Here is a 13,468-nt window from a genome sequence, read left to right as displayed (position 1 = left end):
TATTTCGTTTTAGACCTTTTACTTCTTTAATACTCTCCTACAACCTTATATTTTCTCAGTATATATTTTAATTGTTCACCTGTAACATCTTCATATTTATAATCTATATTTTCAACTGCTAGATAATTCAATACTTTTCTAATACTAACATATCCTTTTTTAGCCACTACAATATGATCTAGCATTTCTATACCAACTACTTCACCAACTTCCATTAGATTTATCGTCGTTTTAATATCTTCTATAGAAGGTGTTGCATCTCCACTTGGGTGATTATGCACACAGACAATGCTTGAAGCACTATTTTTTATCGCTAGTTTAAATACTTCCCTTGGATGCACCACCGACATAGATAAACTACCTTTGAATACTTCTCTTTTTTCGATTATTTTACCTTTCGTATCAATATCTAATACTATGAAGACTTCTTGTGTTAAATTCTCTAAAGATGATTTTAGATAATTGGCTATTGACTGCGGGCTATCACACTTCACATCTAGGACATTCGTTGCATATATTCTTCTTGCAAACTCTATATTCGCCAGAATGTGTATCGCCTTTTCCTGACCTATCCCCTTATGTTTCATAAGTTCTGTTAAAGTTGTATCTCTTAACTTTGTAATGCCACCCATATCTTTCAGAATCATGTCGGAAAGCTCAATTACATTTTGATTTTTTGTCCCTGTTCTTAGTAATATTGCTAGAATCTCTTTATCGCTGAGAGCTAGAGCACCTAATTTTTTGAATTTCTCCCTCGGACGATCTTCCTCATTAAACTCTTTAATAGTATATGCTACCATAATAATCCCTCCCTTATTAATATTATTGTTAAATAACTAAGCGCTATGAATGGTACTAGTGGTAGTTTCGTTTTTCTTTTAACTTTTTTCAAAATAATTAACCAAATGGCGAAGAATCCTGCATATAAAAATGTGAAAATTAACAAATACACTCCTTCAAATAAGTTTAAATTTAAAGCTAATACACAAAAAACTTTTATATCGCCATAACCTAAACCACCTCTTGTAAAAATATATAGTATATGAAAGATAATAATAAGATAAATAAAATCTAAAAAATTGAATAAATAATAGTGTATATATATAGAAGAAAAATTTAATATAATTAGAAGATAAAACAACTCATCATTAACTTCAAATGATTTTATATCTTCTATTCCTAAAAAAATGAGAATAATAAATATACTAACTTCAAGATAACTAATAAAAACAAAATGATTTTGGAAAATAATAAATAATACTATAGTAATAAAAGTAAAAATTTCGTATAAAAATACATCTAATGGAATTTTTTGATTACAGTAACTACATCGTCCTTTTTTATATAAATAGCTAAAAATGGGAATTAAGTCCATACCCCTTAATTCTTTCTGACAACTAGAACAACAACTTCGTCTAAATAGGAACTCTCTCTTATTCTCACTATCTACTAAACACTTAATGGCACTAGCAAAAATTAGACTTAATATGATAATAAAAATATAACTTTCCATAAGTATCTCCCCCTACTGTATAACCCTTCAATTATATTCTATCACAATTATATATACAGAACTACATTTATCATTGTTGTATATATAATCACCTAATAATATTTTCTCATTTTTCCTATACAAAGAATTAACTTATATTACAATAGGATTTTATTTCTATTCAAATTATTTTCAATATATTTTAAACTTTTTTCATCTTATACTAATAATAAACTAATATCATGATGATATCTATTTTCAAAAGAATTTACATTTTTTCATTTTTGTAGTATAATATTGTTTATAGTTTTCCGAAGGCAAGATTTCTGCCTTAAGGAAAGTAGTTTTATATTCTTATTCTACACTATTATTTTTAGAGAAGGTGATTAAATGATTTTTAAAAAATTTTTGAGAAAAAGTCAAGAAGAGTTAGAAGCTGCGAATCAGCTTTCTCTTCAAGAAATTAACAATACAGTTGATGTTCCAAAAGAAGGAAGCTTTTTAAAGAAAGTCCTGGCTTATAGTGGACCGGGAGCATTAGTAGCAGTCGGTTATATGGATCCTGGTAACTGGATTACCTCTATCGCTGGTGGTGCTCAATATGCGTATAGCTTACTATTCGTTATACTTATATCGAATCTTATCGCGATGTTGCTTCAATCAATGTCTGTAAGATTAGGTATTGTAACTGGTATGGACCTAGCTCAAGCAACTAGAAAACATACTGGTAAGAAACTAGGTGTTGTCCTTTGGATTATTACCGAACTAGCTATTATGGCTACTGATATTGCAGAAATTATCGGAAGTGCCGTAGCTTTAAAATTGTTATTCGGTATTCCATTACTATTAGGAGTTATAATAACTATCTTCGATGTATTTTTACTATTATTATTAGCGCATTTTGGATTTAGAAAAATTGAGGCAATTGTGGCTGCACTTATTTTTACAATTCTTATAATATTCTTCTATGAAGTTTTATTATCTAATCCTAATACCGGAGAATTAATTAAAGGATTTATTCCAAACAAAGAAGTAATTAGTAATAAAGGCGCATTATTTATCGCCCTTGGTATCGTAGGTGCAACAGTTATGCCACATAATTTATACCTACATTCTTCTATTGTTCAAGCAAGACGATACGATAGAAAAGATAATAAAGTTAAAAGAGAAGCAATTCGATTTTCTACAATAGATTCTAATATTCAACTTACTATTGCATTCGTAGTAAACTGTCTACTATTAGTTCTTGGGGCAGCATTATTCCATGGTCATGGTGACAGCCTTGGACGTTTTACAGATTTATACAATGCTTTACAAGATAGTAATATTGTTGGATCTATTGCTTCGCCACTTCTTAGTATATTATTCGCAGTTGCTCTTTTAGCATCTGGACAAAATTCTACTATTACTGGTACATTATCAGGGCAAATAGTTATGGAAGGTTTCATTCATTTAAGGCTTCCTATGAGGCTTAGAAGAATGTTAACACGTGTAATTGCAGTATTACCTGTTGTTATCTGTTTAATAGTTTTCGGAGATAGCGAACAAGCAATAGAGAGCTTACTAATTTATACACAAGTATTCTTAAGTATTGCTCTTCCAATATCAATTATCCCACTAACACTTTATACATCAAATAAAAAACTTATGGGAGAATTTGTTATTAAACCATGGATGAAGATTCTTGCATGGATCTGTACAGTAATATTAATAATCTTAAATTTCTGGTTAATAATATCAACATTCATATAAACTAATTGGACTGATTTTTGTCAGTCCAATTTTTTATTTTCCAGTATATAAATTAAATTCACACTTTCTTTACTTTAAATAAACAAAAAAACAGCTCTTATGAGCTGCTTTTTTATTTATTTAATGAAATTATTTAACAGGTAATACTGCTCCATTCCATTTTTCTTTAATGAATTTTTGAGTATCTTCAGATTTTAAAGCTGCAACAAGTTTTTTAACAACAAGTTTGTCTTTATCACCTTCACGAACAACGACGATGTTAGCATATGGGTTATCATCTGTAGCTTTTTCTACTAAAACTGGTTCAGTTGCTGCATTTAATCCTGCGTCAACAGCAAAGTTAGCGTTGATTGAAACTAGGTCACCTTCACCATTTTGGTAGAATTTAACCATTAATGCTGGATCATTTTCGTAGCTAAATTGTAATTTTTTAGGGTTTTCAGCGATATCATCAAAAGTAGCTGTTACTGGATCTACACCATCTTTAACTTTTACTAATCCTTCAGAAGCTAGTAATTTAATTACGCGTCCCCATTCAGATTTGTTGTTACTTACTAATACTTTGGCACCTTCTTTAAGGTCTTTAACGTTTTTAACTTTTTTAGAGTATAATCCGATTGGCTCTAAGTGAATTGCACCAGCATCTTCAATTTTGTATCCATTTTCTTTAATAGCATTTTTTAAGAATGGTACGTGTTGGAAGTAGTTAATGTCGATATCTTTATCGTTTAACGTTTTGTTTGGTACGTAGTAGTCTTGGTATGTAACGATGTCTAATTTGATTCCTTCTTTTTCAAGTTGAGGAGCAACGTGCTCTAATAATACAGCGTGAGGTACGTTAGTAGCTCCAACTTTTACTGTTACAGGTTTACTAGGATCTAGTTTATCAACATCGATACCTTTTTTCTCAGTTTTTGATGCGCTAGAGCATCCAATTAATACGATTCCAAGTATAAAACTTGTTACTAAAAATAATAATTTCTTCATTATATAATTTTCTCCTTTTGATTTTTTTATTATTAATATTTAGGTTTTGTGAATTTTATGTAAAAAAAATCACCCCTACTCTCCTAAGAGAATAAGGGCGAAAACTAATTTCACGGTACCACCTTACTTTTTCGTAAAATACGAACTTTACCACTACATCGTCTATGCATCTAGAATATATCCGAGATAGTGTGCGTTTGTAACGTAACGCCTACGAAAAAAGCTTGTGTTTTAAAACTCACTTTTTTTACCATTCAAACCATTTTCCTCTATCATCTGCATTGTGTGCTTTCACCCATCCACACTCTCTGTAAAAGTTCCTATAAAGTACTTATTTGAATATTGGTAATTTTTAACTTGACTCTATGTTATCATTCAGAATTAAAAATGTCAACACTTTTTTTGAATTTTTTTAAAAAGTTTTTTGAAAATTCATGAATATTTACTTTTTCATTTACATAATAAAAAATTTTTAATTAAGGTTGTTAGTTTTCAACCATTTCTCTATTGCTTCTACAGTTTTGTCTCTAAATTTTGGAGCTTCGTACATATGATCCGAACCTTGTAATATTGTTAATGTAGAGTCTTTATATTTTTTTGCTGTTGCTTTTGCTATATTTGGGTGTACCATTTTATCTTCACTTCCAGTTATTACTAATACAGGCTCAGTTACTATTTCAAAATCAATATATGCACCTTTTTGCTTATCTAAAAAAGGTAATGCCATTTGGAAGTATGTAAATCCAGATTCTGGAACTAATTTAGAAAATTCTCTTTCCTTATCCGCTTCATCTTGATTATTCATACAATAATCATAGAAGGCATGTTTATAAGGTGGCATAGATTTTTTCCAGAACCCCCAACGTAGAAAATGTTTATAGAAACAAATTACCATACTTGGGTAAAAAGCGAAAATTCCTGCCGCTGGTGCAGTCCCCATTAAAATAAGCCCCTTAGTTTTTGTCTTCATAGCAACTTTCTGTGCAAGAAGCCCTCCTAACGAGTGCCCTAATACAATCGGAGCTTCATCTAGCGTTTCTATTAAATCTACAATATCATCAGCAAATTCATCTAAACTAACATCTGCTACCTTTTTTTCGACTTCTTCATAAGGTAAATCATGATATCTTAATGTTGGAGTATATACATTTAAACCTAATTTTTGCAGATCATCTGAGAATTCTCCCCACACAGTTCCATCACACCATGTACCATGTATCAATACTATATTCGTCATAAAAATTCCTCCTATCAATATTTAGTATTCTTTTTTTCACACTAATTATATAACTTATCATTTTATTTATCAATTGATAATGTAAAAAGAGCAGAATAAAAAACCGGTAAAAATTTTTTCTTCTACTCTTAGTACCATCACTTGAAAAATATCAAGGGATGATTTTCCTTTGGAGGGCTAATTTTAAAATTGTTCGTTCATTTCAAGAACTGTTTTTTCAATATTATCTGAATATGAAATTGCTGAAATAATAGACACACCATCGACATTTGTTTTCATAACATCTTTAATATGTTGTGTCTGAATACCACCGATTGCCACTAATGGCATCTGAGGTAATAATTTTCTCATTAATTCTAGTCCTTCATATCCTATCGCACCACCTGCATCATCTTTTGATTGTGTGACGTATACAGGTCCTACACCAACATAATCTACATATTCAACTTTTGATTGTTTAAGTTCTTCTTCATTTCCTATAGAAAGACCGATTATTTTATTTGACATCAGTTTTCTAATCTCATCAACACCAAGGTCATCTTGTCCTACATGAACCCCATCAGCATCTATTTCTAATGCCAACTCTATATCATCATTTACAATAAATGGCACATTGTATTTTTTACAAAGATTTTTAAGTTTTATTGCTAATTCCAGTTTTTCTTCACCTTCTAAAACACCTTTACCTTTTTCTCGAAATTGAAATAAAGTTATACCACCTTTTAAAGCATCTTCAACAACTGTATATAAATCCTTACCTAAGCAAGTAGTCGTTCCACAAATAAAATATAATTTTAAAAGTTCTTTATTAAACATCTTATTTCACCTTTTTAAATGTTTCTATATCTTTATCAGTAACTTCATATAACGCATTAATAAATTCAACTTTAAACGTTCCTGGTAGATGTCCATTAGGACGCTTTTCTGCCATTTCCCCGGCAATATTATACGCTAACATTGCTGTTTCTAAAGATTTTAATTCTTGTCCTTTTTCTAGTCCTATAAAACTCGCTAGAACTGCTCCTAATAAGCACCCTGTTCCAATAACTTTCGGCATCATTGCACTTCCGTTATGGATAGTTACTACCTCACCGTTAACAGCAATAGCATCAACTTCCCCAGTTACTACTATAGGAATATTAAATTTCTCATTTGCTGCTAAGGCAATTTCATCAATATTATCTACCCCTGCACTGTCTACTCCCTTAGAAGCTACATTTATTCCAACTAAAGAAGCAATCTCTCCAGCATTTCCTCTTATAGCTGCTAGTTTATAATTGTTTATTAAATCATCTGATACTTTTTTTCTATATGCTCCGGCTCCACATGCTACAGGGTCTAATACTGCAGGAACATTATACTTCTCAGCAATTTTCAATGCTTCTTGGTATAATTTCCAAGTTTCATCAGTTAATGTACCTATATTTATTAATAATCCTCCAGCATATTTTAATAAATCTTCTAGATCTTCTGGATACTCACTCATCGCTGGTGATGCTCCTAATGCTACTAATCCATTTGCTGTGAAATTTTTTACTACATCATTAGTGATGCAAATCACTAATGGTGCTTTCTCTTTTAATAATTTTAAACTTGTCATATTTATAAATCTCCTTTAAATGCTATATGATTTACAGGTCCGTTTCCATGACCTATTTCTGGTGTATGTTTAATCGCTGCAGTAATAAATTTTTTTCCAATATCTACAGCTTCAACTATACTTTTGCCTTTTGCTAATTCAGCGGTAATAACTGCTGAGAATGTACATCCTGTTCCGTGAGTGTGATTAGTTTTAAATCTCTCACTAGTCCACACTTTCTTAGTTCCATCATTTAAGAATAAATAATCTTTCGCTTCTCCTGTTAGATGTCCACCTTTTATAACTACAGACTTACATCCAACTTCATCAATAATGAATTTTCCTGCACGATTCACATCATCTTCAGTTACTATTTTAAAATCAACTATTTCTTCTGCTTCAGGCACATTCGGTGTAATAATAGTAGCTAGTGGTAGTATCTCTTCTTTTAGATGTTTCCTAGCAACATCATCTATCAATTTATCTCCACTTGTCGCAACCATTACTGGATCAACAACATATGGGATATCTTTTGGTAAATATTTTTTAATCAGCTTCATCATATCAGCATTTGCTATCATTCCAGTTTTTATACTATTAGGTGTTATATCATCAAAGACACTTTTTAATTGCGCTTCTAGTATATCTAAGTCTAAGTTTCTAATCATTTGAACACCTAGAGTGTTTTGTGCAACAACACTAGTAACTACTGCCATTCCGTACACTTCACGAGCTTGGAAACTTTTTAAATCGGCCATAATTCCAGCTCCACCAGTTGGATCTGTTCCTGCAATAGTTAAAGCAATATTAAGTTTACTCATATCCTACACCTCAAATCCCCAATGTTCTTGTGTATAAGCCATATTAAAGAAACGTCGTTCATGTTCACAACTTTCTAAAAAGTTTTTAATTAATCGTTGTTTCCCTTCTTCACTCATGAATTCAGCTTCACGATTAATTATTTTATGATACTCAGAAAGTACTTCGTCAACTAAACCATCCGCATAAAACTCTACCCAGAATTTTAATGGATGATCATCTGCTAAATTGTGATTAGCTAAAATTTTTCTCGCAACCATTTGATAAATCCATGGACACGGTGCCATGGCACTAAGTGTTTCTGCCATTCCAAATGCAAAAGCATTATAATACATATGTTTAATATAGTGGTCTGCAGATGGATACCACTCTCCACCTTTTATTATTTCTTGATAGTCTCTTCCCACATAATCTGCTAAATTTTTATGTGCTGCAATTTCTTCATTCAATACAAAATTAATTTGACCTAAGAAAAAGTTTTTCTCAACTTTATCATTACTTTTAGCTAAAAGCATTGCATAAATATCACTAAAATTTTCTAAGTATAAAGCATCAGCTTTTAAATAATGTTCCACTGCTTCCTTAGATAAATCAGCACGAATCAGACCTTGAATAAAGCCATCATTATATATCTTATCAACAATTGGCAATGCCTTCTCTTCCATAATTTCAGTAATTTGTTTCATAGGTGATCCCCCTTAATATAATTAAATATAGTATAAAATATTACCACTTTAGGAAAAGAAAAAAATCCCCTACTAACGCAGGAGATTCATGGAATTTATATGAGTAATAGTGTATTATTCTATTTAATAGGACAATTCTATTTTATATCATTTCACATTTCCTCCGCTAGTATTATCTAGATCAGGTCAAAGGGTCTAACTTTGTTATCTCAGCCAAACGGCTCCCCCAGTGATTATATTTCATTAACTTTTTAAATCGTAACACATAAAATTACAAATGTCAATAAATTGGTTTAAGGGCTTACAACCCTTTAAAAAATACTATATTCTATTAACACAAAAAACTTTTAATAATAATATTTTTATATTTTATAAAGTTGATAAATATATAAAATATGTCGAAATCGTGAATTTACTATGAAACTTTGTAGGAAATTTTGTCTATTTCAGACTATACATGAGATTAATTATCATTTTAATCTTTATTTTTCATATCTTTTGTAATATAATAGTGTTAAAGATTTAAATAATAATCAACAACTTATATATAAAGGAGATCTTTACCAACTATGAAAAATACAACATTATTAAAAGTTTTGTCAGCAACTGCAATTTTTTCTGCTGTTGCAGCAATTGAAGCATACGATCAAGATAGTTTCGCATTCGCAGCAGAAGAAACTCCAGTTGTAGCAAATACAACAACTTCTACTACGAATTCATCGAACACTGCAAAACCTACTGCAACAACAGCTACTCCAGCTGCAAGCTCTACTACAGCACCTGCTACAACATCAGCTACAGCAACACCTGTAACACCTAAAGCTGAAGAACCAGCTACTGTAGCTCAAGATGTTAAAGCTTTAAAAGATGGAGAATATAAGATTACCACTGAAGCCCTAAAATTCCATGAAGAAGGTAGCCCTTCTATGGCTGCAGCTGCAATCGACAATGAAAAAACAAAATTAATTGTAAAAAATGGAGAATACTCTGTAAATGTTTCATTTAAACCTATCACATTTGGTGGTCTTACTGGGTACTTAGGAGATTTAAAATACTATGATGGAGATAAGACTCATGCAAATCGTAAAGAAATTAAAGATCCTGAGTATAAAGACTCAACAATAGTTGAAAATTATAGTACTAATGAGACTGATAACTTCATAAATGCATACAAAGAAAAATTCCCTAATCGTACTGTTTATCCAAAAACTGTTAATTACCATGTAGATAAAAATAAAATCGATTCAAACAATAAACTAGAAACATATACTGAAGTATTTGTTCCTGTTATGGCTTCAATTAACCAAGCTTTTGGAACTCAAAAAATGATTTTAAAATTTGACTTATCATCTTTAGCTAGAAAAAAAGTAACTGCTAACAACTATGAAGCGGCAACTTACGAAAATCCTAATAAAGACGTTGAATACAAAGGAACTATTAAAAAAGACTTCCCTATCCACGTTCAAGGACATTTAAGAAATGCTAACAACAATGATGAAGAATCATTATACGGTTCTGCATTAGATAGCTATGTTAAAGTTGAAAAAGTTGGAGATAAGTACAAATATACTCTAAGATTCAAAAAAGGTCTTGCTGATGTAGGTGGAGAATTCTATCCATTCGAATTACATAAAGTAGCATACCAAGGTAAAGATGTTCCATTAACTACTTTAGCTACAAACGGAAATTCTTCAGTAAAAGAAGGATCTATCATTACTGATAAACTATTAGAAAAAATTCAATTAGACGGTACTGCTCCATATCCAAATGGTGCTCTTATGTCTCACTTTGTTACATTAAAACTATACTATGAAACAGCTACTGACTATAAGGAAAGACCTGTAAAATTAGAAGATGTAGTTGCACCTGCTAAACCTAAACCAGTTAAGCCTGCACCAACTACACCAAAAGAAGAACCAAAACCAGCTACACCAACAGCTGCTGACCACAATGTTGATGCTGATAAAGTTCCTAACACTTTCCCTACTACAGTAAAAGCTGAATTAAATGGTAGAACAACTGGTACTGCTTCAATCTATGAAAATGCATTTGTTAAAGATGTAAAAGTTGAAAAAGTTGGGGATAAATATCAATATACTATCCAAGTTAAAGAAGGGAAATCTACTAACTTCTTATTACGTAATAAGCCATTCACAGTTTCTAAACTTACTTATAAAGGGACTGAAATTAACTTTACTGAAGTTGATGCAGCAACTAAATTAAAAGAAGGGAAAATCTTAACTGATTCTCTTCTGGACAAGATCCAAGTTGATGCTGTATTAAATGTACAAACAAAAGGTGGAGCTAAACCTAGATTCGAAGATAGAGCTGCTGAAAGTACAATAGCACTAGACTTCCCTAAAGTAGAAAAACCTAAAGAAGTTACACCTGCTAAACCTTCAGTACCTGATCATGAAGTAGCTGCTGATAAAGTTCCTACTACATTCCCAGCTACTGTTAAAGGCGAATTAAATGGACGAACAACTGATTCAAGTTCAATCTACGAAGATGCATTTGTTAAAGATGTAAAAGTTGAAAAAGTTGGAGATAAATATCAATACACTATTCAAGTAAAAGAAGGTAAATCTTCTACTTACTTATTACGTAACAAACCATTTACTGTTTCTAAACTTACTTATAAAGGAACTGAAATTAACTTTACTGAAGTTGACGCAGCAACTAAACTAAAAGAAGGAAAAATCTTAACTGATACTCTTCTAGATAAAATTCAAGTAGATACTGTAATCAGTGTTCAAACTAGAGGTGGAGCTAAACCTAGATATGAAGAAAGAAATGCTGAAAATACTATTTCTTTAGACTTCCCTGCTGCAGAAAAAGTTAAAGAAGAAACTGCAAATAACTTAGTTCCAGCTATAATTAATAATGCTCATGAATCTAATAGAACTTCAATGGCAGATGGTGCATTAGTACATGAAAAAACTCGTGTTGAAAAAGTAAATAATAAGTACAACTACTATTTAACATTTAAAGACTTAGATATCAATACTCTAGTAGGAACTGTAGATACTTTAACTATTGATGGTACTGCAGCTGAAAGAACTGATCTTGGTGGTGAAGGTCATGAAAAAGTATTCCACTTCACAAGTGATGAAAAATTAACTGAAAAAACTATTACATTCTCAGTATCAGTAAACGGAAAACCATTAAAAGGTCATTCAAATGTTGCAGCAACACTTAAATTCAATTGGGATGGTGCTACTCCACTAACAGCTGATCAAGTAACATCATTACACAAAGATGAAACTACAAAAGCTCAAGCTGAAAAAGAAAGACTTGAAAGAGAAAAAGCTGAAGCTGATCGTCTTGAAAAAGAAAGATTAGAAAAAGAAGCTGCTGCTAAAGCTGAAAAAGAAAAACTTGAAAAAGAAAAAGCTCAAAAAGCTGAAGCCGATCGTCTTGAAAAAGAAAGATTAGAAAAAGAAGCTGCTGCTAAAGCTGAAAAAGAAAAACTTGAAAAAGAAAAAGCTCAAAAAGCTGAAGCTGACCGTCTTGAAAAAGAAAGATTAGAGAAAGAAGCTGCTGCTAAAGCTCAAGCTGAAAAAGAAAGACTTGAAAAAGAGAAAGCTCAAAAAGCTGAAAAAGAAAGACTTGAAAAAGAAAAAGCTCAAAAAGCTGAAGCTGATCGCCTTGAAAAAGAAAGATTAGAGAAAGAAGCTGCTGCTAAAGCTCAAGCTGAAAAAGAAAGACTTGAAAAAGAAAAAGCTCAAAAAGCTGAAGCTGATCGTCTTGAAAAAGAAAGATTAGAAAAAGAAGCTGCTGCTAAAGCTCAAGCTGAAAAAGAAAGACTTGAAAAAGAAAAAGCTCAAAAAGCTGAAGCTGATCGTCTTGAAAAAGAAAGATTAGAAAAAGAAGCTGCTGCTAAAGCTGAAATAGAAAAAGCAAAATTAGAAGAGCTTAAAAAAGTAGCCTTAGCTAATATCGCTACTGACAAAGATGTAAACAAAGAAGAAGCATCAAAACTTAAAGAAATAGTTAATTCTGCATCTCTTAAAGATACATTAGTTGCTAAAGTTGTAGAAAATGGTTCATCAGAAGAAATCAAAGTTTCATTTGATAACTCTACTGTAAAAGCATCTAACTTCTCAGTTGAAAAAGCTGATAAAGAAACTGTTGCAAAAGTTGAAGAACTTGTTAAAAAAGCAGGTGAAAATCTAAGTGTTGTTAAAACAATAGACTTACACTTCACAGATTCTAAAGGAACTACAATCAATAAACAAGGAGAAACTCGTGCAGTTACAATAGCTGTTGTAGCTAATGAAGATGAAAAATTAGAAGTTTACTATGTAAATAGTAATAAATTAGAAAAAGTACCAAGTGTTTATAAAGATGGAAAACTTACATTCTTCACTAACCACTTCAGTTTATACACAATTGTAAAATCAAAAACTGTGGCTTCTGATCAGAATACACCTGTTCCTGTAACACCTGTACCTTCTGAAAACAAACCATCAGATAAACTAAGTACTCAAACTAAACCAAATAGTGGAGAAACTCCAGTTCAACCTGAAGCTCCAGCATTAAGCGAAAAACCAAAAGCAGAAAAAGGTGATGCTCTTGTTCAACCTGAATTACCAGAATTCAATATCAATGATTTAAACAAAGAGCAAAAAGCAAAAGAACAAGCACAACCATCAACACAAGATATCTTTGGACAAAATGAACACAAAGAAGATAAAAAAGCTGAGGCTGAAAAAACTGCTGTTCAAAAAACTTCACAAACTGTAGCTAAAGGACTTAAAGCATTAGCTAATACTGGAGTAAGTTCAACAACAACTGTTGGTTTAGGTGCACTAGTATTATTATCTGCTCTAGTTCTACGCAGAAAAAATAACAAATAAAATAAAAAAACTCTTATACAAAGGGATAAATTATCCCTTTGTATAAAGTCATGTATA

The 13,468-nt window shown here is 31.3% G+C and carries 10 protein-coding genes and 1 riboswitch; of the genes, 2 read left to right on the top strand and 8 right to left on the bottom strand.

Going from position 1 to position 13,468, the window contains the following annotated elements; all coding sequences use genetic code 11:
* Nucleotides 1–26 precede the first annotated feature (26 nt).
* Nucleotides 27–800, bottom strand: a complete 774-nt coding sequence (gene radC, locus ACWOA3_RS00235; RefSeq protein ID WP_003146716.1) for a RadC family protein — start codon at nt 798–800, stop codon at nt 27–29.
* Nucleotides 794–1,513 carry a prepilin peptidase gene (locus ACWOA3_RS00230; RefSeq protein WP_003146717.1) on the bottom strand — a complete coding sequence of 240 codons (720 nt, stop codon included), beginning with the start codon at nt 1,511–1,513 and terminating at the stop codon, nt 794–796. The genes radC and ACWOA3_RS00230 overlap by 7 nt, the downstream gene beginning before the upstream one ends.
* 369 nt (nt 1,514–1,882) lie before the next feature.
* On the opposite strand from ACWOA3_RS00230, the gene ACWOA3_RS00225 reads away from it, so the two are divergent.
* Nucleotides 1,883–3,244, top strand: coding sequence for an Nramp family divalent metal transporter (locus ACWOA3_RS00225; RefSeq protein ID WP_456883749.1), 1,362 nt, complete (start codon nt 1,883–1,885; stop codon nt 3,242–3,244).
* A gap of 129 nt (nt 3,245–3,373) precedes the next feature.
* Here the strand turns inward: ACWOA3_RS00225 and ACWOA3_RS00220 are convergent, their stop codons facing one another.
* The 6 genes from ACWOA3_RS00220 to tenA form a co-directional block, all read right to left on the bottom strand.
* Nucleotides 3,374–4,231 (bottom strand): MetQ/NlpA family ABC transporter substrate-binding protein, encoded by an 858-nt coding sequence (locus ACWOA3_RS00220; protein WP_003146719.1) that lies wholly within the window; start codon nt 4,229–4,231, stop codon nt 3,374–3,376.
* 472 nt (nt 4,232–4,703) lie between these two features.
* Nucleotides 4,704–5,468, bottom strand: coding sequence for an alpha/beta fold hydrolase (locus tag ACWOA3_RS00215; protein WP_456883748.1), 765 nt, complete (start codon nt 5,466–5,468; stop codon nt 4,704–4,706).
* Between the two features lie 183 nt (nt 5,469–5,651).
* Nucleotides 5,652–6,284 carry a thiamine phosphate synthase gene (thiE, locus tag ACWOA3_RS00210; protein ID WP_456883747.1) on the bottom strand — a complete coding sequence of 211 codons (633 nt, stop codon included), beginning with the start codon at nt 6,282–6,284 and terminating at the stop codon, nt 5,652–5,654.
* A 1-nt stretch (nt 6,285) separates the two neighbouring features.
* Nucleotides 6,286–7,068 (bottom strand): hydroxyethylthiazole kinase, encoded by a 783-nt coding sequence (gene thiM, locus ACWOA3_RS00205; protein WP_456883746.1) that lies wholly within the window; start codon nt 7,066–7,068, stop codon nt 6,286–6,288.
* Nucleotides 7,069–7,070: 2 nt separating this feature from the next.
* Nucleotides 7,071–7,868, bottom strand: coding sequence for a bifunctional hydroxymethylpyrimidine kinase/phosphomethylpyrimidine kinase (thiD, locus tag ACWOA3_RS00200; protein ID WP_003146723.1), 798 nt, complete (start codon nt 7,866–7,868; stop codon nt 7,071–7,073).
* 3 nt (nt 7,869–7,871) lie between these two features.
* The gene (gene tenA, locus ACWOA3_RS00195) at nt 7,872–8,552 is read right to left on the bottom strand and encodes a thiaminase II (RefSeq protein ID WP_456883745.1); all 681 of its coding nucleotides are present in this window, start codon (nt 8,550–8,552) and stop codon (nt 7,872–7,874) included.
* Nucleotides 8,553–8,692: 140 nt separating this feature from the next.
* Nucleotides 8,693–8,790: riboswitch (TPP riboswitch) on the bottom strand.
* A gap of 331 nt (nt 8,791–9,121) precedes the next feature.
* On the opposite strand from tenA, the gene ACWOA3_RS00190 reads away from it, so the two are divergent.
* Nucleotides 9,122–13,411, top strand: a complete 4,290-nt coding sequence (locus ACWOA3_RS00190; RefSeq protein ID WP_456883744.1) for a peptidase — start codon at nt 9,122–9,124, stop codon at nt 13,409–13,411.
* Nucleotides 13,412–13,468 lie beyond the last annotated feature (57 nt).

Source organism: Gemella taiwanensis, assembly GCF_054054385.1.
Note: the sequence above shows the minus strand (reverse complement) of the source record. Positions and strands in the feature narration are given on the sequence as shown.